Source organism: Halomonas sp. ANAO-440 (genome assembly GCF_019915905.1).
GTDB lineage: Bacteria > Pseudomonadota > Gammaproteobacteria > Pseudomonadales > Halomonadaceae > Halomonas > Halomonas chromatireducens.
Genome location: NZ_JAHXBV010000012.1, coordinates 18,432 through 44,672 on the forward strand (window position 1 = coordinate 18,432; position 26,241 = coordinate 44,672).

The 26,241-nt window shown below is 64.8% G+C and carries 22 protein-coding genes; 16 read left to right on the forward strand and 6 right to left on the reverse strand.

The features are described from left to right. Positions 1–8 precede the first annotated feature (8 nt). The gene (locus KZO25_RS10315; RefSeq protein WP_223136894.1) at positions 9–911 is read right to left on the reverse strand and encodes a LysR family transcriptional regulator; all 903 of its coding nucleotides are present in this window, start codon (positions 909–911) and stop codon (positions 9–11) included. 171 nt (positions 912–1,082) lie between these two features. Here KZO25_RS10315 and KZO25_RS10320 point away from each other — a divergent pair, with 171 nt between their 5' ends. The 13 genes from KZO25_RS10320 (at position 1,083) to KZO25_RS10380 (ending at position 16,244) form a co-directional block, all read left to right on the forward strand. Continuing rightward, positions 1,083–2,594 (forward strand): CoA-acylating methylmalonate-semialdehyde dehydrogenase, encoded by a 1,512-nt coding sequence (locus tag KZO25_RS10320; RefSeq protein ID WP_223136895.1) that lies wholly within the window; start codon positions 1,083–1,085, stop codon positions 2,592–2,594. Positions 2,595–2,844: 250 nt separating this feature from the next. After that, positions 2,845–4,500, forward strand: coding sequence for a GMC family oxidoreductase (locus KZO25_RS10325; protein ID WP_066448241.1), 1,656 nt, complete (start codon positions 2,845–2,847; stop codon positions 4,498–4,500). A 270-nt stretch (positions 4,501–4,770) separates the two neighbouring features. Beyond that, positions 4,771–4,977, forward strand: coding sequence for a cold-shock protein (locus tag KZO25_RS10330; RefSeq protein WP_043517745.1), 207 nt, complete (start codon positions 4,771–4,773; stop codon positions 4,975–4,977). Positions 4,978–5,242: 265 nt separating this feature from the next. Continuing rightward, entirely contained in the window at positions 5,243–5,449 is a 207-nt protein-coding gene (locus KZO25_RS10335) for a cold-shock protein (protein ID WP_066448238.1), read from the forward strand. Between the two features lie 199 nt (positions 5,450–5,648). After that, positions 5,649–7,418: an SLC13 family permease gene (locus KZO25_RS10340; RefSeq protein WP_223136896.1), complete on the forward strand. Its 1,770-nt coding sequence runs from the start codon at positions 5,649–5,651 to the stop codon at positions 7,416–7,418. Between the two features lie 78 nt (positions 7,419–7,496). After that, positions 7,497–8,165, forward strand: coding sequence for an alpha/beta hydrolase (locus KZO25_RS10345; protein ID WP_066448234.1), 669 nt, complete (start codon positions 7,497–7,499; stop codon positions 8,163–8,165). 31 nt (positions 8,166–8,196) lie between these two features. Beyond that, the gene (locus KZO25_RS10350) at positions 8,197–9,126 is read left to right on the forward strand and encodes a prenyltransferase (RefSeq protein WP_223136897.1); all 930 of its coding nucleotides are present in this window, start codon (positions 8,197–8,199) and stop codon (positions 9,124–9,126) included. An 87-nt stretch (positions 9,127–9,213) separates the two neighbouring features. Continuing rightward, positions 9,214–10,416, forward strand: coding sequence for a tryptophan synthase subunit beta (gene trpB / locus KZO25_RS10355; RefSeq protein ID WP_223136898.1), 1,203 nt, complete (start codon positions 9,214–9,216; stop codon positions 10,414–10,416). Positions 10,417–10,535: 119 nt separating this feature from the next. Beyond that, complete coding sequence (locus KZO25_RS10360) at positions 10,536–10,760, forward strand: hypothetical protein (protein ID WP_066448228.1); 225 nt, start codon at positions 10,536–10,538, stop codon at positions 10,758–10,760. A 15-nt stretch (positions 10,761–10,775) separates the two neighbouring features. Further along, positions 10,776–11,447 carry an NADH-quinone oxidoreductase subunit K gene (locus KZO25_RS10365; RefSeq protein WP_223136899.1) on the forward strand — a complete coding sequence of 224 codons (672 nt, stop codon included), beginning with the start codon at positions 10,776–10,778 and terminating at the stop codon, positions 11,445–11,447. Beyond that, positions 11,444–12,937, forward strand: coding sequence for a complex I subunit 5 family protein (locus KZO25_RS10370; RefSeq protein WP_223136900.1), 1,494 nt, complete (start codon positions 11,444–11,446; stop codon positions 12,935–12,937). Before KZO25_RS10365 ends, KZO25_RS10370 begins: the two co-directional genes overlap by 4 nt. Next, entirely contained in the window at positions 12,934–14,439 is a 1,506-nt protein-coding gene (locus KZO25_RS10375; RefSeq protein WP_066448227.1) for a complex I subunit 5 family protein, read from the forward strand. The genes KZO25_RS10370 and KZO25_RS10375 overlap by 4 nt, the downstream gene beginning before the upstream one ends. Then, entirely contained in the window at positions 14,436–16,244 is a 1,809-nt protein-coding gene (locus KZO25_RS10380) for a complex I subunit 5 family protein (RefSeq protein ID WP_223136901.1), read from the forward strand. The genes KZO25_RS10375 and KZO25_RS10380 overlap by 4 nt, the downstream gene beginning before the upstream one ends. Before the next feature lie 35 nt (positions 16,245–16,279). Here KZO25_RS10380 and KZO25_RS10385 read toward each other — a convergent pair whose 3' ends face one another. Next, a complete protein-coding gene (locus tag KZO25_RS10385; protein ID WP_066448217.1) occupies positions 16,280–17,695 on the reverse strand; it encodes a PhoH family protein in 1,416 nt (471 codons plus the stop codon). 432 nt (positions 17,696–18,127) lie between these two features. Between KZO25_RS10385 and KZO25_RS10390 the strand changes: the two genes are divergently transcribed. Then, complete coding sequence (locus KZO25_RS10390; RefSeq protein ID WP_223136902.1) at positions 18,128–18,763, forward strand: cell division protein ZipA C-terminal FtsZ-binding domain-containing protein; 636 nt, start codon at positions 18,128–18,130, stop codon at positions 18,761–18,763. 27 nt (positions 18,764–18,790) lie between these two features. Here the strand turns inward: KZO25_RS10390 and KZO25_RS10395 are convergent, their stop codons facing one another. Then, entirely contained in the window at positions 18,791–19,006 is a 216-nt protein-coding gene (locus KZO25_RS10395) for a DUF3820 family protein (RefSeq protein WP_066448211.1), read from the reverse strand. A gap of 726 nt (positions 19,007–19,732) precedes the next feature. Between KZO25_RS10395 and KZO25_RS10400 the strand changes: the two genes are divergently transcribed. Both KZO25_RS10400 and KZO25_RS10405 read left to right on the forward strand, forming a co-directional pair. After that, the gene (locus KZO25_RS10400) at positions 19,733–21,286 is read left to right on the forward strand and encodes an alpha/beta fold hydrolase (protein WP_223136903.1); all 1,554 of its coding nucleotides are present in this window, start codon (positions 19,733–19,735) and stop codon (positions 21,284–21,286) included. A 332-nt stretch (positions 21,287–21,618) separates the two neighbouring features. Continuing rightward, positions 21,619–22,236 carry a LysE family translocator gene (locus KZO25_RS10405; protein WP_223136904.1) on the forward strand — a complete coding sequence of 206 codons (618 nt, stop codon included), beginning with the start codon at positions 21,619–21,621 and terminating at the stop codon, positions 22,234–22,236. A 256-nt stretch (positions 22,237–22,492) separates the two neighbouring features. Here KZO25_RS10405 and KZO25_RS10410 read toward each other — a convergent pair whose 3' ends face one another. From KZO25_RS10410 to KZO25_RS10420, 3 genes are read right to left on the reverse strand one after another with little or no spacing between them, the layout of a single operon-like run. Beyond that, complete coding sequence (locus KZO25_RS10410) at positions 22,493–23,362, reverse strand: PCC domain-containing protein (protein ID WP_223136905.1); 870 nt, start codon at positions 23,360–23,362, stop codon at positions 22,493–22,495. Then, positions 23,359–24,960 carry an acyl-CoA synthetase gene (locus KZO25_RS10415; protein ID WP_223136906.1) on the reverse strand — a complete coding sequence of 534 codons (1,602 nt, stop codon included), beginning with the start codon at positions 24,958–24,960 and terminating at the stop codon, positions 23,359–23,361. Before KZO25_RS10415 ends, KZO25_RS10410 begins: the two co-directional genes overlap by 4 nt. Next, on the reverse strand, positions 24,957–26,126 hold the full coding sequence (locus KZO25_RS10420) for an acetyl-CoA acetyltransferase (protein ID WP_223136907.1): 1,170 nt from the start codon (positions 26,124–26,126) through the stop codon (positions 24,957–24,959). Before KZO25_RS10420 ends, KZO25_RS10415 begins: the two co-directional genes overlap by 4 nt. Between the last annotated feature and the right edge of the window lie 115 nt (positions 26,127–26,241).

Here is a 26,241-nt window from a genome sequence, read left to right on the forward strand (position 1 = left end):
GAATAACCTTAGCTACCGTCCCACACGCTCTCCAGTACCTCCAGCGCCGCGGCAATGGCAGGTTCATCGCCGCGCTGGTGCTGCCAGACGAAGTTCAGCGAGCAGGGCAGGCGAACCCCTTCGACCACTACCAGGCCCCGCTCCTGCCGCTCGGCCATGGCCAGGGCATCGCGGGCGAGACTAAGTCCCACGCCGGCTCGCACCAGGTCCAGCATGCAGGCCTCCTGATCCACCTGGGCCACGCCATTGGGGGCAAGCCCCTGGGGTTGCAGCACACCCTGCAGCAGCCGGTGATGGACGGATTCCTGCGGGGTCACGATCCACGGCAGGGCGGCCAGGCTCGGCCAGTCGGTGCGGGTAAGTCGCCCGCTCCAGCCGGCGGGGGCGATCACGTGGTAGTGAAACTGTGTCAGTTCCCGGTGCGCCACATCCTGCGAATCGTCTCCCGGCCCCTCGCCCGATGGCGCCAGATAGAACCCCACATCCAGCTCGCCGCGCCGGATCCAGTTCAGTACGCTGCCGCTCATGCCGTGCTGTAGTTCTGTCTCAAGCTGGGGTGCGCGACCCACCAGCCGGTGCAGGAAGGCACCCAGCCGGATGAACTCCGGGTCGACGATGGTGCCGATCTTCAGCCGTCCGCGCAGCGTGCTGTGCAGTGCTTGGGCGCTCTGTTCGAAGGCGGCCATGGCCGCCAGGGTCCTTTCGGCGGCGGGCAGCAGGGCGTAGCCATCGGCGGTCAGCTTCAAGCCCTGGGGGCGTCGTTGGAACAGGGCCAGCCCGAGGCTTTCCTGCAGTTGCTTGAGCTTGAGGCTGACCGCCGGCTGGGTCAGGTGGAGCTTTTCGGCGGCGCGGGACACGCTGCCTTCCCGTGCCACGGTGATGAAGGCGCGGAGGGTTTGCAGGTCCTGCATGGCGCGCTCCAGGGAGAAGAAGGGAGTGGCGGGGGAGAGGGGTCTCCCCTGTATTATAAGAAAAGCTTATATCCTGGTTAGGAATTACTCAATTGATTGCCACGAGTAGCGCGTTACTCTGGTAGCTAGCACAGATTTCCTGGCAGAACGCATCGAACCGAGGCAACCATTATGACAACGACCAATATCGATCACTATATCGACGGCCAGCGTATCGCGGCCGAGGCCACCCAGCGCCAGGCGGTGACCAACCCCGCCAGCGGCCAGGTGACCGGTCAGGTGGCCCTGGCCGGTTCGGCCGACGTCGACCGCGCCGTGGCAGTGGCGAAGGCCGCCTTCCCGAGCTGGGCCGATACCCCGCCGATTCGCCGCGCCCGGGTGATGTTCCGTTTCCTGGAGCTGCTCAACGCCCACAAGGATGAGCTGGCCCAGGCCATCACCGCCGAGCACGGCAAGGTATTCACCGACGCCCAGGGTGAGGTGGCTCGCGGCATCGATATCGTCGAATTCGCCTGCGGCATCCCGCAGCTGCTCAAGGGCGATTACACCGAGCAGGTCAGCACCGGCATCGACAACTGGACGATGCGCCAGCCGCTGGGCGTGGTGGCGGGTATTACCCCCTTCAACTTCCCGGTGATGGTGCCGATGTGGATGTTCCCGCTGGCCATCGCCGCCGGCAACACCTTCATCCTCAAGCCGAGCCCCCTCGACCCCAGCCCCTCGCTGTTGATCGCCGACCTTCTCAAGCAGGCGGGCCTGCCCGATGGCGTGTTCAACGTGGTCCAGGGCGACAAGGCCTCGGTCGAGGCGCTGATCGAACACCCGGACGTCAAGGCGCTCTCCTTCGTCGGTTCCACCCCCATCGCCAACCTGATTTACGAGCGCGGTGCGCATCACGGCAAGCGTGTCCAGGCCCTGGGCGGCGCCAAGAACCACATGGTGGTGATGCCCGATGCCGATCTGGACAAGGCCGTCGACGCCCTGATCGGTGCCGCCTACGGCAGCGCCGGCGAGCGCTGCATGGCGATCAGCGTGGCAGTGCTGGTGGGCGACGTGGCCGATCAGATCGTGCCGCGCCTGGCCGAGCGGGCGAAGTCGCTCAAGGTCAAGAACGGCATGGAGCTCGATGCCGAGATGGGGCCCATCGTCACCGCTCAGGCACACCAGCGCATCACCGGCTACATCGACAAGGGCGTTGAAGAGGGTGCCGAACTGGTGGTCGACGGCCGTGACTTCGATAGCGCCACGACCGGCGAGGGCTGCGCCGAGGGTTTCTGGATGGGCGGCTCGCTGTTCGATCACGTCACACCGGAGATGACCATCTACCGCGAGGAAATTTTCGGTCCGGTGCTGGCCTGCGTGCGGGTGCCCGATATCGCCACGGCAATCCAGCTGATCAACGACCACGAGTTCGGCAACGGCGTGAGCTGCTTCACCGAAAGCGGCAGCGTGGCGCGGGAATTCGGTCGCCGCATTCAGGTGGGCATGGTGGGCATCAACGTACCGATCCCGGTACCCATGGCCTGGCACGGCTTCGGCGGCTGGAAGCGCTCCATGTTCGGCGATACCCACGCCTACGGCGAAGAGGGCGTGCGCTTCTACACCAAGCAGAAGTCGATCATGCAGCGCTGGTCGGACTCGATCAACGCCGGCGCCGAGTTCGCCATGCCGACCCATAAGTAGTCCCTGCCGACTAGGCTTCAGCATGGGCAAAGACGCTAGTGAGAGGCGCCGAGGGGAGACCGAAGAGGAGGTCATTTGCCAGGGATGGCAAATGTAGCGCCCAGGGATGGGTTTACAGCGCCTCATCGACGGTCCGGCGATCCGGGGTCTTCCCCTCGGAGCAGCCTCGAACGGGCATCAACTGCCGTACTACAAGAGACGCTTTGCTGTTGGCCTAGATTGCCGGCGGCATGTCGAGAGAGAGCACGTCATGGCAGAGCAGGAATTCGACTATATCGTGGTAGGCGCCGGCACCGCCGGCTGCCTGCTGGCCAACCGCCTGAGTGCAGACCCGAATAACCGGGTGCTGCTGATCGAGGCCGGGGGGCGCGACAACTATCACTGGGTGCACATCCCGGTGGGCTACCTCTACTGCATCAACAATCCGCGCACCGACTGGTGTTTTCGCACCGAGCCCGACAAGGGGCTCAACGGCCGTTCGCTTATCTTTCCCCGGGGCAAGACCCTGGGCGGCTGCTCCAGCATCAACGGCATGCTCTACATGCGCGGCCAGGCCCGGGACTACGACGGCTGGGCCGAGCTGGTGGGCGATGACGCCTGGCGCTGGGAGAACTGCCTGCCGGACTTCATGAAGCACGAGCACCACTACCGCCTCGACGAGGGAGGCGATGCGGATGCCGCACACCGCGACTACCACGGCCATGGCGGCGAATGGCGGGTGGAGAAGCAGCGCCTCAAGTGGGAGGTGCTGGACGACTTCGCCGAGGCGGCGGTGCAGGCCGGCATCCCCCGTACCCGCGACTTCAACCGCGGCGACAACGAGGGGGTCGACTACTTCGAGGTCAATCAGCGTAGCGGCTGGCGCTGGAACGCGGCCAAGGCCTTCCTGCGTCCGACATGCGTGAAGCGCGATAACTTCGTCCTCTGGCACTCCACCCAGGTACACCGACTGTTGTTTGAGAGTGGCAGCGAGGGCAAGCCTCGTGCTACCGGCGTCGAGCTCGAGCGCGACGGCGTCATCAGCCAGGTTAGGGCGACCCGTGAAGTGATCCTGGCCGCCGGCGCCATCGGCTCGCCGCAGCTCTTGCAGCTCTCTGGCGTCGGGCCGGCGTCTCTGCTGGCCGAGCACGACATTCCTCTGGTACACGAGCTGCCCGGCGTGGGGGAGAACCTGCAGGACCACCTGCAGATCCGCTCTGTCTACAAGGTCACGGGGGCCAAGACGCTCAATACCCTGGCCGCCTCCTGGATGGGCAAGGCAAAGATCGGCATGGAGTATGTGCTCAAGCGTACCGGCCCCATGAGCATGGCGCCTTCCCAGCTCTGCGCCTTCACCCGCAGCAGCGACGAGTACGAGCACCCCAATATTGAATACCACGTCCAGCCGCTGAGCCTGGAAGCCTTCGGCCAGCCGCTGCACGACTATCCGGCGATCACGGCCAGCGTGTGCAACCTCAATCCCACCAGTCGCGGCAGCGTGCGCATCAAGAGCCGTGACCCGCGCCAGGCGCCGGCCATCGCGCCCAACTACCTGAGCACCGAGGAGGATCGCAAGGTGGCGGCGGACTCGCTGCGGGTCACCCGCCGCATTGCCGAGCAGCCAGCCTTCGCCAAGTATCGTCCCGAGGAGGTCAAGCCGGGGCTCGAGTATCAGACAGACGACGAGCTGGCACGGCTGGCGGGCGATATCGGCACCACCATCTTTCATCCGGTGGGCACGGCGAAGATGGGGCGCGACGACGACCCCACGGCGGTGGTGGACTCGCACCTGCGGGTGCGCGGCGTCGAGGGGCTGCGGGTGGTGGATGCCAGCATCATGCCGACCATCACCAGTGGCAATACCAACTCCCCGACCCTGATGATTGCCGAGAAGGCGGCAGGCTGGATCCTGGCGGAGCGGTCGTAATACGACCGCGCCGTGCCCAGGCCCAGTACGGGCCGGTGCGGTCCGTCAAGGAGGTGTTGTGTTTGGTCGCTTTTGAGGCTTTTCGATGAAATAGTGTTTGACGTGGGCCTGCCAAAGGCGCATTCTTGGCGCCAGTTGGTTAGCAAGTGGAACATCGCAAGTGGTCATCGAAGGCTCATGGCGTCGATCTCCCGGTGAAAGTTTCTTGTCTTACCCAGCATAACTCGGGTATTTCCCGGTAACATCTAACGCTATTCGAGGAATTCGATAATGGCTACTGGTACAGTTAAGTGGTTCAACGACACTAAAGGTTTTGGCTTCATTTCTCCGGACGAAGGCGGTGACGACCTGTTCGCCCACTTCTCCGAGATCCAGGTTGACGGCTTCAAGACCCTGCAAGACGGCCAGAAGGTTTCCTTCGACGTCACCCAGGGCAAGAAAGGCCTTCAGGCTTCCAACATCAAGTCCGTCGACTAATCGATTGACATGATGTGCGCTACCGTGAGGTAGCACAGGTTAGGGCTCGCTTAGGCGAGCCCTTTCTGCATTCGGCATTTGTGAATTAGCATTTGACGTCTGCAGGCGCAGGAGCCAAGCTAGGCTCAGTTGGTAGCAAGACGAACATCGCAAGTGGTCATCGAAGGCTCATGGCATCGATTTCCCGGTGAACAGTTTCTTGTCTTACCCACTGCAACTCGGGTATTTCCCGGTAAATCACAATGCTATTCGAGGACATTCGACAATGGCTACTGGTACTGTCAAGTGGTTCAATGACACCAAGGGCTTCGGCTTCATCTCTCCGGACGACAACGGCGACGACCTGTTCGCCCACTTCTCCGAGATCCAGGCTGACGGCTTCAAGACCCTGCAAGACGGCCAGAAGGTTTCCTTCGACGTCACCCAGGGCAAGAAAGGCCTCCAGGCTTCCAACATCAAGGTCGTCGACTGAGTCTTCACCGACCCGGTTTGATCTGATGTGCGCTGCCTCAGGCAGTGCTGAGCAGGGTCCGCGAAAGCGGACCCTGCTTTTTGATAGGGTATACCAAATCATTATATTCGATTAACGAATAGATAAATCTCCACAAATATCTTTATGGAATAAGTGTCGTTTGGCACAATGGGGCCTTAATTTCCGACGGAACTACCCCATGCCCTTCGACGCCTGGATCGCACTCAGTGTTGTCATCGCGGTCTTCCCGCTGATGGCCTTGACGCGGATCGGGCCTGACATGGTGCTGCTTGGCGCCCTGGTTCTGCTGCTGACGCTGGGGGTCATCGATAGCGGTGAGGCGCTGGCCGGCTTTTCCAACAGCGGCCTGTTCACCGTGGCCTTTCTCTATGTGCTGGTGGCGAGCATTCGCGACACCGGCGGCATCGATCTGATCATTCGCTTCGTGCTGGGGCGCCCGCGAACCCCGGGCGGTGCGCGCGTGAGGCTCCTGATACCTGTCGCGGCGCTCAGCGGCTTTCTCAACAACACGCCGGTGGTGGCCACCTATATCCCCGCCGTGCTCAGCTGGAGTCGGCGCCTGAGGATACCCGCGCACCGACTGCTGATGCCGCTCAGCTTTGCCTCGATCCTGGGCGGTACCATTACCCTGTTCGGCACCAGTACCAACCTGGTGGTACACGGCCTGCTGGTAGAGCGCTACCCGGACTTGGCCATGGGGCTATTCGATATCGCCCTGGTTGGCATCCCTGTTGCCGCAGTTGGCCTGATCTATCTGCTCTTCATTGGGCACCGCCTGCTGCCCCAGCGCCGTGACGCGACCCAGGCCTTCGAGAACCCCCGGGAATACACCATCGAGATGGAGGTGGAGCCTGGCGGCCCTCTGGTCGAAAAGACGGTGGAGGAGGCTGGCCTGCGGCACCTGCAGGAGCTGTTCCTGGTGGAGATCGAGCGTGGTGGCAATATCGTCAGCGTGGTGGGGCCGGGGGAGCGGCTCAAGGCCGGCGACCGGCTGGTCTTCGCCGGGACCTCGGCGGCGGCAGTAGAGTTGCAGCAGATTCGCGGGCTGGTGCCGTCGCTCCATGGCGATTCCAGCCTGGAGAAGGATTTCAAGGAGCGCAGGCTGGTCGAGGCGGTGGTTTCCGACCAGTGCCAGTTCGTGGGACAACGCATACGCGATGGCCACTTCCGTACGCTATACGGGGCTGCCGTGCTGGCCGTATGCCGCGGCGGTGAGCGGGTCGCCGGCAACCTGGGGCAGGTGCGCCTGCAGCCCTCCGACGTCTTGCTGCTGGAGGCACGCCCTCCGTTCATCGAGCGCCACCGTCAGTCCCGGGACTTCCTGTTGATCAGCCAGCTCAATGGCGCAGCGCGCCCGGTGCATGAGAAGGCCTGGCTGGCCTGGAGCATCCTGCTTGGAGTGGTGGGGCTTGCCACCTTCGGCGTGATGAGCATGATGAACGCCGCCATGCTGGGTGCCCTGCTGGTGCTGGTCACCGGATGCTGCTCGGTGGGAGCGGCCAAGCGGGGCCTGGACACCCAGGTACTGCTGACCATTGCCGCCTCCTTCGGCCTCGGGGCGGCACTGGAGAGCTCCGGTGCCGCCGGCATACTGGCAGGCATGGCACTGGAGCTCGCCGGTGGCAACCCCTGGCTGCTACTGCTCGGTACCTATGTGCTGGTGGCGCTGCTTACGGAACTGGTGACCAACAACGCTGCGGCTGTCATCGTCTTTCCCGTGGTCATGGCCAGCGCCGAAAGCCTGGGGGTGAGTCCTATGCCCTACGTGGTGGCAGTCATGTTCGCCGCCTCGGCGAGCTTCCTCACCCCCATCGGCTACCAGACCAACCTGATGGTCTACGGACCCGGTGGCTACCGTTTCGGCGATTACCTCCGCGTGGGCGGGCTGCTCAACCTGCTGGTGGCGGCCACGGCGCTGACGCTGATCCCCCTGTTCTGGGGCTTTTGAGCGGTGCTTGCTCGCGGTGAACCCGGCTTTACGATAGGGTGTCGCTTTTCGCCCATTCCCTAGATTGGAACCAAGCTCATGAGTAGCCACGATGAACTGATCATCGAGCCGAAGAGCGGCAAGCCCGCCGATGCCTGCGTCTTCATCCTTCACGGCCTGGGCGCCGACGGCCACGACTTCGAACCGCTGGTCCCGGCGTTGCCGCTGCCGGCCGATGCCAACGTTCGCTTCATCCTGCCCCATGCGCCGCGCCTCCCGGTAACCATCAATGGCGGCATGGTCATGCCGGCCTGGTACGACATCCTGGAGATGAGCCTCGATCGCCGCGTCGACGAGAAGCAGCTGGTGGCCTCCGCCGAGCGCATCCAGGAATTGATCAGGGAGCAGATCGGCCACGGCATCGACAGCCGGCGGATCATTCTGGCCGGGTTCTCCCAGGGCGGCGCGGTGGCCTATCACGCGGCGCTCTCGTTCCCCGAGCCATTGGGCGGCCTGCTGGCGCTCTCCACCTATTTCGCCACCGCCGACAGCGTCCCCCTGGCCGAGGCCAACCGTGACCTGCCGGCGGAAGTACACCACGGCTCCTTCGATCCGGTGGTACCCGAGCAGCTGGGCAAGGCGGGCTACGAGAAGCTGCTGTCGCTGGGCCACCCGGCGAACTATCGCAGCTATCCCATGGCCCATGCGGTCTGCCCCCAGCAGATCGGCGATATCGGCAAGTGGCTGAGCCAGCGGCTGGCCCGTTAGGGTCGGCGCGCAGACCCAGGGCGGAAATCACATGAAACGGGTTGCACCAGGTGCGTCCCTGCACGCCTGCCTGCGCAGCAGTCGACCCAACTTCCTGGTGCTGGCTCCCCTGTGCGCCGGCCTGGCGGTTACCGCTGCCTGGTTCGACGGCCATTCGCCGGCGGGGCTCGATATCCTGCTGGTCATGATCGCGGCGCTCCTGGCCCATGCCGCTGTCAATCTGTTCAACGAACATCATGATTACCATAGCGGGCTGGACAGTCTCACCACCCGGACGCCGTTTTCGGGGGGAAGCGGCTCGCTGCCGGAGAATCCCGCGGCCGCCGGTGCCGTGCGGGTGGCCGCCTGGGCCTGCCTGGCCGGCGTAGTGGCGATCGGTGCCGGCTTCCTGTGGGAGGTGGGAGCGGTGATGCTGGCCTACGGGCTGCTGGGCCTGCTGCTGGTTGTCGCCTATACCGGCTGGCTGACCCGGCGGCCCTGGCTCTGCCTGATGGCGCCGGGAGCAGGCTTCGGCATCCTGATGGTGGCGGGTGCCTACCAGGCGCTCACCGGAACGCTTTCGCTTACGGTGCTGACGGCCTCGCTGGTTCCGACGCTGCTCGTCAGCGCGCTGCTGCTGGTCAACCAGCTTCCCGATATCGAGCCCGACCGGCGCGTGGGACGCGATCACCTGGCCATCCGACTAGGGGCCCTTCGTGCGGCCCGGCTCTCGGCGGCCTTGGTGCTTGCCGCCTTCGCCGTCATTCCGCTGGCCTGGCTTACCGGTGCGCTGCCCGCCGGGGCCTGGCTGATGTGGCTGGCCGTTCCAGCTGCCGTCTGGCTGGCCCGTGGGCTCTGGTGTCTGCCGGCCGATGTGGAGCGGGGCGTGCTTGAGCCGCTGCTTCCGTTGATGGGCCTCAAGGTCGGGGTATTGCTGGGAAGCTTGATCCTGCTCAATGCGGGACTATTGCTGGCCGCCTGAGGCCCGTTTCATCCAAGGTCTGCCTCGACAGCCATGGCCGGGCTGGGCAAGATGAGCGGATACTTCGGATGCCGTCAGGATTACGCCATGAGCACTTCCCCCTTTGCCAATCTTCCCGACTCCCAGGGCTACTTCGGCCGTTTCGGCGGCCAGCTCATTCCGCCCGAACTGAAGCGGGTCATGGACGAGATCGATGCCGCCTATGAAGAGATCCGCGTGCGCGAGGATTTTCAGCAGGAGCTTGCCGAGCTCTTCTCTGACTATGTCGGCCGGCCCAGCCCGATCTTCCATGCCCGTCGGCTCTCCGAGAAGCTCGGTGGGGCGCAGATCCACCTCAAGCGCGAAGACCTCAACCATACCGGCGCCCACAAGATCAATCACTGCCTGGGCGAGGCCCTGCTGGCCAAGTTCATGGGCAAGACCAAGGTGATCGCCGAGACCGGTGCCGGCCAGCATGGCGTGGCCCTGGCCACGGCATGCGCCCTGGTGGGGATCCCCTGCGAGATTCACATGGGGCAGGTGGATATCGAGAAGGAGCACCCCAACGTCACCAAGATGAAGATCCTGGGCTGCAAGCTGGTGCCGGTGACCCGCGGCACCGCGACGCTGAAGGATGCCGTCGACAGCGCCTTCGAGGAGTACCTCAAGGATCCCCAGAACTATATCTATGCCATCGGCTCGGTGGTGGGGCCGCACCCGTTTCCCAAGATGGTCCGTGACTTCCAGTCGGTAATCGGCCGCGAGGCGCGCGAGCAGTTCCTGGCGCGCCACGGCCGCCTTCCCGACCACGTCACCGCCTGCGTCGGCGGCGGCTCCAATGCCATCGGCATGTTCACCGCCTTTCTCGAAGACGAGTCGGTGCATCTGGTGGGCGTGGAGCCCGCCGGCGAGGGACTCGACACCCAGCGCCACTCCGCCACCCTGACCCTGGGCAAGCCCGGCGAGATCCACGGTATGGCCTGCTACGTGCTGGAGGACGAGGCGGGCAACCCGATGCCGGTTCACTCCATTGCATCCGGCCTCGACTATCCTGGCGTCGGTCCGCAGCACAGCCACCTGAAGGAGCTGGGTCGGGTCGACTACGAGACGGCCAGTGACGATGAGTGCCTGGAAGCCTTCCTGACACTGTCGCGCGTGGAGGGGATCATCCCGGCGCTGGAGAGTGCCCATGCGGTGGCCTGGGCGATGCGGGTAGCCCCCACGCTGCCCAAGGGTGAACATATCCTGATCAACCTCTCCGGCCGGGGTGACAAGGACGCCGACTACGTTGCGGAAAAACTGGGTCTGTAAGCGATAGCCGGGTAGGAATTGGCCCTTTGGGGTTGAGTCAGGCAGGATAAACCCCAAGGTTTCTTTATTGAAACCTTGGCTTTGACGCCTTTGCAATCAATCACAAGGAGACTGTGACGATGCCCGATCTTTCCGAGGACTTACGCCTGCCCGAGGCCTGCCCCAATTGCGGCAGCCACCTCTACCGCGTGTCGGGAGCTCATAATCCCGACGACAAGGTGGTCTGTGCTTCCTGCAACCACCATCTCTGTTCCTATGAAGAAGCCGCTAAAATGCTCAAGGAGGGCTCAAGCAGCGAAAGCGAAGCCTTGATCGAGAAGGTCGTCAACCGTAACGATAAATAAGGCGTCGCGCTGCCTATGCCGCCACTTGACGATGTGCTGTTGGTAACGCTGCCTCTATTGCTGGCGGCCTTTGTCCTTCTCGATCGCCATCTGGTTCGCGCCTGTTCGCTGTTCGTGCTGTTTGCCCTCGCCGTGGCGCTGGCCTGGTGGAAGCTGGGTTTCCTCTGGTTGGCGCTGCTGGAAACCCTGTTGGGAGCCGCCTTGACGGGCGGCTTCCTGTTCCACGCCCTTGGCGTTGGCCTCGCCGGGAGAACGCCGACGGCTCGGCTGGCCCATGCCAGGGACCCTGTCCCGCTGATCTGGCGGCGGGGGCTCGTCCACCTGTTACCCGTTCTGGCCATCCTTGGCATGCTCGCGACCGCCCTGGACAGCTTGCCGGCCAGCGATGGCAGCCTGTTGGCGCGCTGGAGCGGGCTGGTGCTGATCGGCCTGGGGCTATGGGCCTTCGCCCTGCATACCCATCTCCTGCGTCGGCTGCTGGCATTCAATATCACCGGTACCGGTATCTTCCTGCTGTTGATGTCCCTGGTGGGCGAGACGGCGCCCGCTGCGGGCCAGGGGCTGGTGTTTACCGGCCTGGTCGTGGCCTTGCTCGGCACGGCGCTGGGCGCGCTGCTGGTTCGTCGCCTGGGTGCCCTGGTGCCGAGCCGGGAGCCGGCTTCGGCCAGCGGCGGGCAGGCGTCATGATCGAACGCCTGGGCCTGGTGACGACCCAGCTACCCACGACGGGTAGCAGCGTGATGGCGCTGCTGGTCGTCGTTCTGCCATTGCTGCTGGGTGTCCTCGGCGCTGCCTGTCGGCCCAAGCGCAGCTGGCCTGCGGTTCTGGCGTCGCTGCTGGCCCTGCTGCCGCTCTTGACCCTGACGCCGCTGGTCGTGTCCCAGGGCACCCAGGCCTGGGTGCTTGAGCTCGGCGGCCTGATGCTGCATTGGCGTGCCAATGGCCTGACGCTGCTGTTGCTGCTGCTCACCCAGCTGCTGGTGCTGGCAAGCGCCGCCTATGCCCCGGCCTATCTGCGTGTTGCGGTGCAGGCCCAGGGCAGGGGGCCGGCCTGGCTCTGGCCGCTGATGGGGCTGCTGGCGGCTAGCCTGTCGCTGATCTGGCTGGCCGCCGACCTGTTGACGCTCTACATCGGCCTGGAGCTGATGGGGCTGAGCGCGGTGGGCCTCATGCTGCTGCCAGGGCGGGAGGATGCGCTGGCGGCGGGCATGCGCTATCTGCTGCTCGCCCTGATCGGTTCGCTCGCCTTCCTGCTGGGCGTGGCGCTGCTGCTGGGGGCCTGGGGGCGCCTGGACCTGGCGGGGCTGGCCGAGACGGTCGAGGCGGGTCCGGTGCTGTGGGTGGCCATGGCGCTGCTGAGCGCCGGGCTGCTGTTGAAGGCGGCGGCCTTTCCCCTGCATGCCTGGCTGGCGCCGGTGCATGGCTCGGCCTGGACCCCGGTCAGCGCACTGCATGCCGCCCTGGTGATCAAGGCCTCGTTCTTCATCGCACTGCAGCTGTGGCTGGTATTCGCACCCCAGGCAGCTGTGGCGGCCTGGGTGGTGGGTGGCATGGGGGCGGCGGCCGTGGTTTGGGGCGGCCTGCTGGCCTGGCGGGCCGACAAGCTCAAGGACGTGGTGGCCTGGTCCACGGTGTCGCAGCTGGGCTACCTGCTGATCGGCTTCCCGCTGCTCATCGGCACGGCCCCGGCGGTGGCCAGCATCGCCTGGGACGGCGTCTGGCTGCAGCTGCTGGCCCACAGCCTGGCCAAGGCCGCCATGTTCCTGGCCGTCGGCAACCTGATGCTGGCCACCGGCGAGTCGCGGGTGTCGGGCCTGGCCGGTGCCAGCCGGCGCTTCCCGCTGGCGTTGCTGAGCTTCGGGATCGCCGCCATCAGCCTGGTGGGCCTGCCGCCCAGCGCCGGCTTCACCGCCAAGTGGCTGTTGCTCCACGCGGCACTGGCCGCCGGGCAGTGGCCCTGGCTCCTGGTGCTGGCGGTGGGCACCCTGCTCAGCGCCGCCTATGTGTTCCGCGTGTTCCGCTACTCCTTCGTCGAGGATGTGGAGCTGGAGGACTACCGGGCGGTTCCCCTGAGGATGGACCTGATCGCCCTGATCCTGGCCCTTGCCTCGCTGCTGCTGGGCCTGGCCGCGACGTGGCCCCTGGCGCTGCTGGAGATTGCGGGAGGTGGGCCATGAGCCAGGCATGGCTGCCACTGATCACCCTTGCTACCTCTCTGCTGGTGGCGCCGCTGATCCTGCTGCTGCCGGAACGAGCCTGGCGGGCACGGGCTGCGCTCAACCTCTCGGCGGCGCTGCTCAAGCTGCTGCTGGTGGGGCTGATGGTGGTGGGGCTCTATCAGGGACGAGAGTTTGCGTTCGGCTTCACCGTGGTGCCAGGGGTCGAGTTCCTGCTCAGGGTCGATGCGTTGGGGATGATGTTTGCCGGCCTATCGTCGCTGCTGTGGTTGGCCACGACGGTCTACGCCATCGGCTACCTGGAGGACTCCCCCAATCGCAAGCGCTTCTTCGCCTTCTTCAGCCTCTGCGTGGCCAGCACCATTGGCATCTCCCTGGCCGGTAATCTATTCACCTTCCTGCTGTTCTATGAGCTGCTGACGCTCTCCACCTACCCGCTGGTGGTGCATCGGGGGCATCCGGCGGGGCTGGCTGCCGGTACCGTCTATCTGCGCTACACACTGACCGGGGGCCTGGTGCTGCTGCTTGGGGTCGTGGGGATGCATGCACTGGTGGGGGACGTCACCTTCGGTGAGCGCGAGATGCTGCGCGACCTGGCCCCGTCGTATCATCCGCTGCTTATCGGGCTGTTCCTGGTAATGCTGCTGGGGCTGGGGGTCAAGGCCGCCCTGGTGCCGCTGCACGGCTGGCTGCCGCGGGCCATGGTGGCACCGGCACCGGTCAGCGCCTTGCTGCATGCGGTGGCGGTGGTCAAGGCAGGCGCCTTCGGCATCGTGCGCCTGGTGTACGACGTCTACGGCATCCAGCTGACCTTCGAGCTGGGGCTGCTCACTGTGCTGACTGTGCTGTCTGTCTTCACCATTCTCTACGGCTCGATCCGTGCCTTGGCGCAGCAGGAACTGAAGCCGCGGCTGGCCTACTCCACCATCAGCCAGGTCTCCTACATCGTGCTTGGCATCAGCCTGTTCGGCCCCTTCGGCACCATTGCCGGGCTGGCCCATCTGATGCACCAGGGCCTGATGAAGGTAACGCTGTTCTACTGCGCCGGGAACTACGCCGAGGAACTGGGCATTCACCGGATTGACGAGCTCGACGGGGCGGGACGGCGCATGCCGCTGACCAGCCTGGCCTTCACCGTCGGCGCGCTGGGGATGATCGGCCTGCCGCCGGTGGCCGGCTTCATCAGCAAGTGGTATCTGGGCCTGGGCGCCGTGCAGGCCGGCATGCCCTGGGTCATCGGCGTGCTGGTGGCCAGCAGCCTGCTCAATGCCGCCTACTTCCTGCCGATCCTGCACCGGCTATGGTTTCGTGCCGGGCCAGCACACGGCAAGGGGCAGTGGCCCGAAGAGCGCTGCCTGGGGCGCTTCGAGACCAGCGGTTGGCTGCTGTGGCCGTCCCTGGCCACGGCGCTGTTCAGTCTGTTGGCGGGTTTGCTGGCCGGGCTGCCCTTCAGCCCGCTGGACCTGGCAACGCTCGTGGCCACGGAGGAGTACCTGCCATGACCGCGACGCTGCTGCTGATACTGGCCGTTCTCTGGCCCCTGGTGCTGATGCTGCGAAGCCCGCTGCGGCTGGTGATGGAGCAGGATGCGCTGTGGCGACCGGGCCCCCGGCCGAAGCTGCTGGATACCTGGTGGGCCTCGGCACCGCTGCCGGCCCTGGTGCTGGCGCTATGGCCGGGTGAGGCGTCCCTGCTGCTGGAGGGGTGGCTGCTTGGCGGCGTGTGGCAGCTCGATGAGGCGCGTCGGCCCTGGCTGCTGTTCAGTGCCCTGCTATGGGGGCTGGCCGGTGTCTATGCCCGGGGGTATCTGATTGCCGAGCAGCAGGCCGGCGAAGCGGGAGATGGCGACACCTTTCGCCGCCTGACGGGCCTGGCCATGCTCTGGCCGCTGACCCTTGCCGGCAATCTGCTGCTGTTGCTGGCCGAGGACATTCCCAGTTTCTACCTGGGCTTCGCGGTGATGACTTTCGCCGCCTATGGCCTGGTGGTCCACGCCGATAACCGCGACGCCCACCTTGGGGGGCGGGCCTACCTGATCATGGCCCTGTTCGGCGAGGCGCTGATCCTCGGCGGTTTGCTCTGGGCGGCGGGCAGTGCGGAAACGCTGACCCTTACCGGCCTGCGTGAGAGCATCGCGGTCGCCGAACAGGGTCCCTGGATGGCGGCCATGCTGTGGCTGGGGTTCGGCGTCAAGGCCGGGGTGGTGGGGCTGCATGTCTGGCTGCCGCTGGCCCATCCGGTGGCCCCGACGCCGGCCAGTGCGATACTCAGCGGGGTGATGATCAAGGCGGGCCTGGTGGGCTGGCTCAGCGTACTGCCGCTGGGTGACCCGGCTGCCGGGCTCGAGCCCCTGGGGCGCCTGGTGACGGTGCTGGGCGTGGCGGGGGCACTGGGCGCGGCCCTGTTCGGCATCACTCAGCGCCATCCCAAGGCGGTGCTGGCCTACTCCAGCGTCAGCCAGATGGGCATGCTCACCGCCCTGGTGGGCATCGGCCTGACCGACCCGGCGCTATGGCCGGCGTTGTCGGTGGCGGTAGTGCTGTTCGCCGCTCACCACGGCATGACCAAGGGGGCGCTGTTCCTGGGCATCGGCATCAGCGAACACCCGCCGAGGCTGCCGACCTGGCTGCTGTGGCCGCTGCTGGCGCTGCCGGCGCTCTCGCTGACAGGCGCGCTGGCTTCCGGTCTGGCCAGCAAGTGGGCGTTCAAGGGCGTGCTGTACGAGGGAGGTCATGGCGCCCTGGTCACCTGGCTGAGTCTGGCTGCCGTGGGCACCACGCTACTGATGGCACGGGCGCTATGGCGGCAGTGGCGCGAGCGGGGTCTCCATGCCATACCCTTGCTCGGAGCCATGCCCCTGGCCTGGCTGTTCGCGATCGTGGCCGCCACCAGTTTGCCGCTCTGGCTACCCGTTGCCGGAGGCGTGGTCGACGCCCCGTGGCCACCGCCCGACGAGCTGCCGGGCCTGCTGTGGCCGGCGGGCGCAGGCCTGGCGCTGGCGGGCCTGGGTTTCTACGGGCTTGAGGATATCACCCGGCGACGGCGCGTCGTCTGGCGGCTGATGCCGGGGGATCTCTGGTGGCTCTATGCTGCCCTGACGAGACGCTTCGGCGCCGGCCTGAAGGCGTTCGGCGATGGCCTCGAAACACGTGGCTCACGCCTGCGAGCCCGGCTGGTGGCGCAGGAAAAAAGGGCGATGGCTTGGATCGACGGCCTGACACGCTACGAGCGGCGCTTTCGGCAGTTGGCCGTGCCGCTGATGATCGGGGTGGCGGTGCTGCTGTTGCTGGGGTTCTGGCTGGAGTAGGGCGGTATGCCCGCTCCAGCCAGAGGGTCATGGTGTCAGAGCAGCTCTTCGCCGGCGAGTGCCAGGCGTGAGCGCTCCACGCTTCTCAGGGTCACATGACTGGCATGTGCCCAGTTGCTGAAACGCTGGACCACCGCCGCCATGCCGCAGGTATTGGCAGTGAGGTAGGGCGTGTCGATCTGGCCGACGTTGCCCAGGCAGACAATCTTGGTGTTGCGCCCGGCGCGGGTCACCAGGGCCTTGAGCTGCTTGGGAGTGAAGTTCTGCGCCTCGTCGATGATCAGGAAGGTATCGTTGAGGGTGCGGCCGCGCATGAAGCCTGGGGCGCGAATCTGCACCCGGGAGCCGATCAGCGTTCGGGTGGCATCCTGGCTCCAGCTGGTGCTGCCGTCATGCTCGTCGCGCAGCAGGTTGTCCATGTTGTCATGGAAGGCCCCCATCCAGGGTGACATCTTCTCCTCCTCGGTGCCGGGCAGGAAGCCGATGTCCTCGCTCATCGTGATCGGTGCCCGGGTGAAGACGATGCGCTCGAAGCGCTTGGCGTCCAGGGTCTGCTGGAACGCCGCGGCCAGGGTCATGAAGGTCTTGCCGGTGCCGGCGCTGCCGGCGATGGTCACCAGGTCGATGTCATCGTCCATCAGCAGGTTGAGGGCGAAGTTCTGGCGGCTGTCGTGGGCATGGACCCCCCAGACACCCGCCTTGTGGCGATAGTTGGTGAGCAACTGCAGCCGGGCGTGGTTGGGGCCCAGTTCGCGAACGATAGCCTCGAAGCTGGCGCCATTCTCGCTGTCGGATACCAGCATGCCCAGGTGCCAGTCGGCGGGCATGCGTCCTTCCAGGTGGTAGAAGGTGTGATGGTCGACCCGCTCGACGGTGACGTCCACCTCGAGCTGGCCCCAGGGGCCGTTGTCGCCGGCTTCCGAGTCGGGATAGATGCGGACGCCTTCGAGCATGGCATCGCTGTCGCTGAAGACGCGGTCGGTCAGGTAGTCCTCGACCGGTACCCGCAGGGCGGCGGCCTTGACCCGGAGGTTGATATCCTTTGAAACCAGGATGACCGAGGCGTCGGGACGTTCGTCACGCAGCCGGCAGGTCTCCGCCAGCAGGCGGTTGTCGGGGCTCTCTTCCAGGTGCTCTAGGGACTTCAGTTCGGGGTAGCAGAGAAACCGCAGCCGACCCATCGGGGTGCCACCGGCGCGGGGAATGGGAATGCCTTGCTGGATTTCGTCGAATGAGACCTGGTTGGTCAGGTCGGAGAGGGTGCGACTGACCTGGCGGGCGGTGCGAGCGATCTCGCGCAGGCCGTTCTTGTGCTTGTCGAGCTCCTCGAGCACGGTCATGGGAATGACCACCTCGTGTTCCTCGAACTGATACAGGGCAGCGGGGTCGTGGATCAGGACATTGGTGTCCAGCACATAGAGCCGCTTGGCTTTCTTGTCGAGTCGGACCATCGGGCAACGCTCCTGAGTAGAGGGCACCTCAGACACTGGCCCGCTTGCCTTTCCATCTACTGACAGTCCGGCACCCTCACTGGCCAGTGTCACTACGAAAGGCTGGTTCCTCCTCTTCCACCGTCTTCCTGACGTTTGACTCTAGAATGGCTTTTTCATCTCCAGCCTGCCATAGGCAGGCTTCAACGATCAGCGTCATACTGCCCGGATCGGCGCGACTGACGTATGCCGTTGCGTTGATAGCCCCCCATGGCCTGGCAAAGTGTATCGGCATATTATTGAATGACCGTTGAACCGAATGGACCCCGCTGGACATCGCGCTTTCCGCAAGCCCGTGCTCGCCTTCCCCACATTGATTGTGCTGTATGAGGCAGGTATCGTCCCAGCGATTGGAAACAAGACACAACAAGGCATAACAACAAGGGGAACGGAATGGAACCGGCTATCGTGGTTCTGCTATTGGCCGGCGGGGCGCTGTTGCTGGCAATGATCTGCATGGTGATGTACTTTTCCGGCCGCGCCAGGCGCAGCGCCACCCCGCCGGCTGCCCCAACTGTGGAACCGGCCGAGCCAGCCGTGCCCGCCGAGCCAGAGGCCCCTGCTCGGAAAGCGGTCGCTGAGCCCGCGGAGCCACCACAGCCCTCCACCCATCGCTTCCAGACGGTATCGGGCACCGATATCAAGCAGTGCCTCTTCGTGGTGCTCGACTGGCCGGGGCTGGATACCAACCGTCGGCTGGCCAAGTTGTTCCGGGAGGTGAATGCTCACTACGATGAGAAGCTCGGCGTCTATGTGCTCCGCGACCCCCAGGCCGGCTACAAGCTCACCATCGCCAACTCCTCGCCCCCCGGCACATTGCCGCCTATTCACGAGGGTGATGACCAGCCGATCGTACCGGGAGTTTCGATCCTCATCCACTTCATCAACAAGCGCAGCGTAGCGCGCAACCCGGAAACGCTGATTCGCATCACCCAGTCCATCGTCGCCATCGGTGGACATATCCTCGACGCCGATCGCAACGAAGTCAGCAAAGAGGAGTTCGAACAGCTACGGAAGCAGGTCATTTGAAACCGGCTTTCAGTCCAGCCCGCCCGCTCAGGCCTTCCGGCGCAGCGGATCGAGCAGATCGCTGAGGCCGTTATGGTCGATCTCATGCATCAGGTGCAGCAGCCGGCCGATTTCGCCGGGCGGGAAGCCCTCTCGGGCAAACCAGTTAAGGTAGGAGCCGGGCAGGTCGGCGATCAGCCAGCCCCCGTACCTGCCGAACGGCATCCTGAGTGTCACCAGCGTTTCCAGATCTTCGGGGTTCACGCCTTATCGCTCCTTTGCCGTTGCTAGCCAGGATAGTGTGGCGCCACTCTACGACGTCGCGTCGCCACTCGCCAGCTGTCTCCTTGACGGAAAATACCGCTGTAGGAGCGCTGGTTCCCATCGCGACTGGCGCCGCCAGGCGCCTTGGCGGAGGCTGCCCACGTAAGTGGTGCAAGGTGTGGCACTGTCGGTGAAAAAACAGCTGTTGGAGCGCCGCTCCGCGTCGCGACTGGCGCCGTCAGGCGCCTTGGCGGAGGCTGCCCACGTAAGTGGTAGTCTTGTACCTCGACAACACCGCCGGGAGTCCTCCGGCCTCCAGTCGTGAGCTAAAGCTTCCTCCAACAAGATGGTAAATGTCTGCGATGGCAAGAAAAAACAGCTGTTGGAGCGCCGCTCTGCGTCGCGACTGGCGCCGCCAGGCGCCTTGGCGGAGGTTGCCCACGTAAGTGGTGGTCGTGTACATCGGCAACACCGCCGGGAGTCCTTCGGCCTCCAGTCGTGAGCTGAAGCTTCCTCCAACAAGATGGTAAATGTCTGCGATGGCAAGAAAAAACAGCTGTTGGAGCGCCGCTCTGCGTCGCGACTGGCGCCGTCAGGCGCCTTGGGTTCTTCCACCACTGGCGGAGAACGGACCCCCATATCGCCGTTTGACGCCCCCATATCGGCTAACTAGCTTGAATCGGCAAGCCCCGATAACAGCAAGAACAACCGTATTGGAGGCATCCCATGACTATTTCTCCCTGGCAGGACGGCCACGGGGGTGGCCGGTTCGTGACAGGTGCTCTCTCGCTTGCGCTGTTCATTGCACATTCAACCGCTTATGCGCAATCCAGCGAATCGGACACGATTCCCCGATTGGAATCCACGGAGTGCGTGACCGAGGCGCTGACTGAACTAGGCGCTGACTGCTACACCTTTCATGGCCACGAGAACTGGGACGAACCTGGCGACAATCGGATTCAGGTGCCAGTAGCGGTGATCGAGCCGGAAAACGGCGAGGCGGACGAGATACCGGTCTTCTTCTTCCCAGGCGGGCCGGGCTACTCCTCGCTGGGCCTGCGCGACTACATGGAACAGCTACGCAAGGATATCGGTAACCGCACGCTGGTGACCATGGATCACCGAGGCTTCATCCATAGCGAACCGGCGCTGGAGTGCCCTGATTACGCCGCCGTATCGCCGTATCACAACATCATCCACACCCCAGCGATCACCTCGTCGCTGAAGCCGATGGAACGGCTGGAGGCGATCACCAGCGAGGTCGAGGCGTGCTACCAGAAGCTCACCGAAGAGGGCATCGATGTCGCCCATTACAATCAGTATGCCGTGGCGCGTGACGTCGACGAGATACGCCAACTGCTGGAGTACGACGTCATCGAAGCCTTCGGCTCCTCGACGGGCAGCGGGACCGTGCTCTCCTTTATCCAGTACCACCCGGATAGCATTCGCGCTGCAATCCTCGGCTGGCCCTGGTTCAACCATCTGCGCAATCGGCCGCCAGTGGACGAGTTCTACACCGCCAAGCAGACCTTCACCGATACCCTGGCGCTGTGCGCGGCAGAAGATGAAGCGTGTCGCGAGATGCTGCCCAACTGGATGCTGGCGCTTGATAGGGCACGCCGCACCCTGGACAGCAGGCCCTATATGGTCGATGTCGGGGGCGATACCGGCGATGGCGAAACGCTTTACTTCGACGGGGCCGCCTTCCTCGACACGCTTTACCTGATGCTGCCTGGGTCCTATGCCGAACTGCCTAGCCTGCTCGCCGATATCCAGGCCGGTGACTACGCACGGCTAGAGGAGTTCTTCATCATCGACGCGTACGACCCCGAACCGGAAGCCCCCAACTATGCGCTGGGCTACTTCCTGGCTCATGTGTGCAACGACATGGGCACGAATCGGCCCACGCGCGAAGACTCGATCGCCGCGGTGCAGACCGAGCCGGCTATTCTGGGCTTCGAGCCCCCGTGGGTGTGCGGCTGGTGGGGTGAAGACGGAGCCGTGCCCGCTGAGCACAACGATCCGCCGGTATCGGATACCCCGGCCCTGGCCATCCATGGCCAGATGGACCCCTGCTGCGGCACACGCTGGAGCGAGCATGTTCGCAAGACCATGCCCAACCTGCAGTACGTCGAGTTTCAAGGACTGGGGCACAACCCCGTCAATGAGTGTCGCTCCACCATGATCACGGCCTTTCTCGACGACCCGAACGAACCGGTCGACGACAGCTGCAGGAACGAGGTGGCGCTGGAGCCCTGGGTGATCGAGCCGCCGCAATAGCGGGGCCGACTGCTTTGCGGACAGCGACTGCCGGTCTGGAGCCAATGCCAGGCCGGCGGGCGCTACCTAGCGGCCGTGTATGATAGAAGAAGCCAGCAACACTCAAGGATAGCGGGTAAGTAAGCACTCGCGGGGGCGTCGGGAAGGGTATCGAAGACCGCGTCGAAATCTCCGAGGATGGCGCTACGATCAGCGTCTAACTAGCTTGAAGGCTGCCTGTCGCCACAGGCAGCGATTAATTCAGGTCCTCTGAGTAGAGGGTTACTCCGAAACGATTTTACGAGTAACTTAGAAACCCAATACCCTCAATACCGGTTGATTGGATAGCCATCATGGACCTGACGACGCTATTGCTGTTCATACCGGCCTGCTTCGCGCTCAACCTGGCGCCGGGCCCCAACAACCTGCTCTCCATGAGCAATGCCAAGCGCTACGGCGTCAATGTTGCCTGCCTGGCGGGGATCGGCCGCCTGGTCGCGTTCGTAGCGATGATTGCGCTGGCGGCCTCTGGGCTTGCCACGGTGCTTTATGCGTCGGAAAAGCTGTTCCTTGCCATCAAGCTGCTGGGGGCGGCCTACCTGTTCTGGCTGGCCTATCAGCTGTGGTTCGCCGAACCTGGTGAGGAGCGGGAGTTGGAAGGACGGCAGCACAGCCTGTTGGGGTTGGCTCGCCAGGAGTTCCTGCTGGCGGCGGGCAACCCCAAGGCGATCCTGATCTTCACCGCCTTCCTACCGCAGTTCGTCGACCCTGCCGGCCCCGTTGCGCTGCAGTTCACGGTCCTCGGTGCGCTATTCCTGCTGCTCGAGTGGGTGGCCATCGCCGGCTATGCCTATGTCGGGGCTTTCCTGCGCCAGTGGTTTTCCCGCCCCGCCATGCGGCGGCTGTTCAATCGTGGCTGTGCGGCGCTGCTTGGCAGTGCCGGGGTAGGCTTGCTGGTGGCTCGTCGGTAATGCCTGCGATGGCAAGAAAAATCAGCTGTTGGAGCGCCCGGTTCGGCGTTCCGACTCCGCGTCGCGACTGGCGCCGGCAGGCGCCTCAGTAGAGGCTGCCAAGGTTGGTGGTGGTTGTGAGCACAAAAGCACGCTGATAGGGGGCGGGGAGGCTAAGCCTTCCCGACCCCTATCAGTCTCCCGAAAGTGTGGCCCGAACGCTGGAAGATGCCGCTATAGGGGTATCGTGCTTGCCGCGCCGTTTGGTCTGACGGCTTCAGGCTGGACATTGATGCAGTATCAACTCAGCGGTGACGCAGACGGCATTGTGGCCGGGGGCGAGCCGCCCTTGATGATGCCTACCGTCGATGCCCACTGAGGCCAGCTCGATGATGGCTTTTCCGTCTTTCAGATTACCTTCGAGTATCAACACCTCAGTGGCGTGGCTGTTCAAGACGCTGCCGTCGGCGAAGGTGGTGCCGACAAGGCTGCCCAGGCCTGATAGCTGCGCCTCGGTAAGTCCGTAGCGGTCGGCGAGGGCCTCTACAGCCTCGCCTAGATCCTGGTTGGGCCTAAGGGTAAACAGCAGCGCATTGGTACCCGTCGACGGTGGGCCCTCGCAGCGTGGTGCAAACAGCGAGAAGCGGGTCTCGGCGTCGTGAATCACCTCCAGCAGGGCGTCCTCCACCACCAGGCAGGTCGCCTCGGTATCCTCTGCCAGCACCGATTCGGTAGGCAGCATGTGTCCCATGGCCCGGGTGCCGTCGGCGCCTTCCCAGAGGCCGTGGCAGTGCAGGAACGGCTTACCGTCGCGGCAGCCGACATGCAGACCGGCGCGATGGAGGAGCGCCGGTGGCGCGAGTTCGTGGGTGGCGCTGTACCAGGCGGCGTGCTCACCGCTTTCATCGTCTGCCGGAATGACGTAGCGCAGCGATGCCATCATTGCCTCCGCCAGTTCGAGATAGGCGGCGCGGGCTCCACTCTCCTCCAGGACCATGACCACGGCGGCGTGCAGCGTCTGGCCGCCGCGTAGAACGAGACGGCGCTGGGTTACTCGGCAGGGCACTGCTTGATGGCGCTGGTCGGCCCACGGTCCCGGATGCACGATGCGACGCATCGACCCGGCATGTCGGGTATCAGAGTTCATGTCGCCTCCTCGAGGTCCCCGCGTTCGATGAGTGTCTCGCGAATCAACTTCTTGGTGATCTTGCCGTAGGCGGACTTGGGCATCTCCTCCCAGAACACATAGTGGCGCGGCAGTTTGTAGCGGGCCAGCTTTCCGTCCAGCCAGGCCGCCATGCCGTCGGCGTCGAGGACGGCACCAGGATAGGGCACGCAGACGGCGAGGCCCACCTCGCCCCAGACGGGATCCGGCACTCCGAGCACTGCCACCTCAGAGATATCCGGATGGGCCAGGAGCTTCTCCTCGATCTCGCGGGGATAGATGTTGGAACCGCCGGAGATGTACATGTCCGAGACTCGGCCGGTCAGGTAGATGAAGCCCTGCTCGTCCATATGGCCCAGGTCGCCGGTCAGGAACCAGCCGTGACGGAAGCTCTTGTGGTTGGCCTCGGGGTTGTCGTGGTAGCCGGCGAACACGGCGGGGCCGATTACGGCGATCTCGCCTGTCTCACCCGAGGCGACCTCGTTGCCCTCAGCGTCCTGGATCTGCACTTGCATGCCGGTGCGTGCGAAGCCGCAACTGCCGATCTTCATGCGGGCATCGTCGACGTGGTGAAAGGCCGGCGGCAGCACGGTAATGTTGCCGGTGACTTCGCCGAGACCGAAGTACTGCACCAGCACGGGGCCCAGGGTTTTCAGTGATTTCACTTGGTCGGCCCGGTACATGGGGGCACCGGCGTAGATGACGTAGCGCAGCGAGGTGTGGTCGTGCTCGTCGACGCTGTCATGCTCGATGAGCATCTTGACGATGGTCGGCACGGTGAAGACGTTGGTGACTTGCCACTTCTCGACCAGCGCCCAGACCTCGGAGGGGTCGAACTTCTCGCCGGCCGGCAGGATCGTCTTGACGCCGTGGGCCACCTGGGCGAGTTGGTGGATGCCGGCACCGTGGGAGAGCGGCGCGACGACGATGGAGGCGTCCTCGGGGCCGGTGTCGGGCATCAGGTCGCAGAGGTGATTGGTGACCACGAAGGCCATCTGGCCGTGGGTCAGTACTGCGGCCTTGGGCCGGCCGGTGGTGCCGGAGGTGAAGAAGAACCAGGCCGGGTCGTCGCGCTGCACTGCCACCGCTGGCAGGCGCTGTTCGGCATGGCGGGCGACCAGGGTCTCGTAGTCGGGGGCGAAACCGCTCTCGCCGATGGCCACGGTGTATTCAACATAGGCCTGGCAGGCCGCGGCGTGCTCGGCGAAGGCGGCGCCGCAAAGCAGCCCCTTGGCACCGGAGGACGCCGCCAGCCAGGCGATGTCCTCCGGCGACTGGCGGTAGTTGGCGGGCACCCAGACGGCCCCGGCCCGCCAACAGGCGAACATCGCCTCGAACATCTGGTGGCAGTTGGCCGACTGCACCAGCAGACGGTCGCCCTTGCGCACGCCGAATTCCTCTACCAGGGCGTAGGCGAAGGCCTCGGCCCGGGCCTCCATCTCGGCCCAGCGCCAGCTATGCTCGCCCCACACGAAGCCGATGTGGTCGGGGTGACGCCGGGCCGTCTCGGTGAGCAGGTGGGAGAGATTCATCACCCGGGTGGAAACCGGTGTCATGCCGTTGGCCAGGTCCATGCTCATTTGACGCGCTCCAGGATCGACACATAGTTGGTCACGGCGGCGCCGCCCATGTTGAAGACACCGGCGAGCCGGGCACCGGGTATCTGCATGTCGCCGGCCTCCGCCATGAGCTGCATGGCGGCCATGACGTGCATGGACACCCCGGTGGCGCCGATCGGGTGGCCCTTGGACTTGAGCCCGCCTGAAGGGTTGACCGGCAGTTTGCCGTCCTTGTGGGTCAGGCCCTCGCGGATCACTCGATGGCCCTCGCCGGGGGCGGCGAGCCCCATGGCCTCGTACTCGAGCATCTCGGCGATGGTGAAACAGTCGTGGGTTTCCACCAGGGATAGGTCGTCGAGGGTGAGGCTTGATGCCGCCAGCGCCTTCTGCCAGGCGATGGCAGCGCCGCGAAACTCGAGCACGTTACGCCGCGACAGCGCCATGATGTCGTTGGCCTGGGTGCGCGCCCGGAAGCCGATGGCGCGCCGCATCTGGGCCGCCGTCTCGGCGTCGGCGACGACCAGGGCGGCAGCACCGTCGGAGATCAGCGAACAGTCGGTGCGGCGCAGCGGCCCGGCAACGATGGGGTTGCGCTCGGAGACAGTGGCGCAGAAGTCGACCCCGATGTCCTTGCGCATCTGCGCCCAGGGGTTGGCGACGCCGTTGGTGTGATTCTTGGCAGCGATCATGGCCAGCTCGCGGGAGCGGTCACCGTAGCGCTGGAAGTAGCTCTCGGCGATTTTGCCGAACAGGCCCGCGAAGCCACCCTGGATGTCGGCCTCGTGCCGGTGGTAGCTGGCGCTGAGCAGGATGTCGCCCACCTCAGCGGTCGGGGTGGCGCTCATCTTCTCTGCGCCGACCACCAGGGCCATACGGCCGCGCCCCGACTCGATGAAGTCCAGCGCCCCATGCAGGGCGGCACTGCCCGTGGCGCAGGCGTTCTCGTAACGGGTTGCGGGGGTATGGGAAAAGCGCTCATCGCTCATGGCCACCAGGGCGGCCTGGAAGTCCTGGCGCGAGAAGCCGTTGTTGTAGACGCCCACGAAGATACCGTCGATGTCCTGGTGGGTTACCCCGGCGTGCACCAGAGCATCACTCACCACGCCTTTCATGAGGGTTTCGGTATCGGGCTCGGTGAGCTTGCCGAAGGGAGAGTGTGCCCAACCGACCATCTGTGCCTGTGTCACGTGTGTCACTCCTTACTCTTGTTGTCTGCACGTGTTCGATTCGGGGCTCGGCCGGTGGCAGGTCGTTCTCTCCTCTTTGACCTCTCCCCGGTGCCCCTCGTTGTCCCGGATGTCT

What these genes read in the sequence shown, in the direction of transcription:
- KZO25_RS10315 (WP_223136894.1), bottom strand. Translation starts at nt 911, where the DNA reads ATGCAGGACCTGCAAACCCTCCGCGCCTTCATCACCGTGGCACGGGAA.
- KZO25_RS10320 (WP_223136895.1), top strand. Translation starts at nt 1,083, where the DNA reads ATGACAACGACCAATATCGATCACTATATCGACGGCCAGCGTATCGCG.
- KZO25_RS10325 (WP_066448241.1), top strand. Translation starts at nt 2,845, where the DNA reads ATGGCAGAGCAGGAATTCGACTATATCGTGGTAGGCGCCGGCACCGCC.
- KZO25_RS10330 (WP_043517745.1), top strand. Translation starts at nt 4,771, where the DNA reads ATGGCTACTGGTACAGTTAAGTGGTTCAACGACACTAAAGGTTTTGGC.
- KZO25_RS10335 (WP_066448238.1), top strand. Translation starts at nt 5,243, where the DNA reads ATGGCTACTGGTACTGTCAAGTGGTTCAATGACACCAAGGGCTTCGGC.
- KZO25_RS10340 (WP_223136896.1), top strand. Translation starts at nt 5,649, where the DNA reads ATGCCCTTCGACGCCTGGATCGCACTCAGTGTTGTCATCGCGGTCTTC.
- KZO25_RS10345 (WP_066448234.1), top strand. Translation starts at nt 7,497, where the DNA reads ATGAGTAGCCACGATGAACTGATCATCGAGCCGAAGAGCGGCAAGCCC.
- KZO25_RS10350 (WP_223136897.1), top strand. Translation starts at nt 8,197, where the DNA reads ATGAAACGGGTTGCACCAGGTGCGTCCCTGCACGCCTGCCTGCGCAGC.
- trpB (WP_223136898.1), top strand. Translation starts at nt 9,214, where the DNA reads ATGAGCACTTCCCCCTTTGCCAATCTTCCCGACTCCCAGGGCTACTTC.
- KZO25_RS10360 (WP_066448228.1), top strand. Translation starts at nt 10,536, where the DNA reads ATGCCCGATCTTTCCGAGGACTTACGCCTGCCCGAGGCCTGCCCCAAT.
- KZO25_RS10365 (WP_223136899.1), top strand. Translation starts at nt 10,776, where the DNA reads ATGCCGCCACTTGACGATGTGCTGTTGGTAACGCTGCCTCTATTGCTG.
- KZO25_RS10370 (WP_223136900.1), top strand. Translation starts at nt 11,444, where the DNA reads ATGATCGAACGCCTGGGCCTGGTGACGACCCAGCTACCCACGACGGGT.
- KZO25_RS10375 (WP_066448227.1), top strand. Translation starts at nt 12,934, where the DNA reads ATGAGCCAGGCATGGCTGCCACTGATCACCCTTGCTACCTCTCTGCTG.
- KZO25_RS10380 (WP_223136901.1), top strand. Translation starts at nt 14,436, where the DNA reads ATGACCGCGACGCTGCTGCTGATACTGGCCGTTCTCTGGCCCCTGGTG.
- KZO25_RS10385 (WP_066448217.1), bottom strand. Translation starts at nt 17,695, where the DNA reads ATGGTCCGACTCGACAAGAAAGCCAAGCGGCTCTATGTGCTGGACACC.
- KZO25_RS10390 (WP_223136902.1), top strand. Translation starts at nt 18,128, where the DNA reads ATGGAACCGGCTATCGTGGTTCTGCTATTGGCCGGCGGGGCGCTGTTG.
- KZO25_RS10400 (WP_223136903.1), top strand. Translation starts at nt 19,733, where the DNA reads ATGACTATTTCTCCCTGGCAGGACGGCCACGGGGGTGGCCGGTTCGTG.
- KZO25_RS10405 (WP_223136904.1), top strand. Translation starts at nt 21,619, where the DNA reads ATGGACCTGACGACGCTATTGCTGTTCATACCGGCCTGCTTCGCGCTC.
- KZO25_RS10410 (WP_223136905.1), bottom strand. Translation starts at nt 23,362, where the DNA reads ATGAACTCTGATACCCGACATGCCGGGTCGATGCGTCGCATCGTGCAT.
- KZO25_RS10415 (WP_223136906.1), bottom strand. Translation starts at nt 24,960, where the DNA reads ATGAGCATGGACCTGGCCAACGGCATGACACCGGTTTCCACCCGGGTG.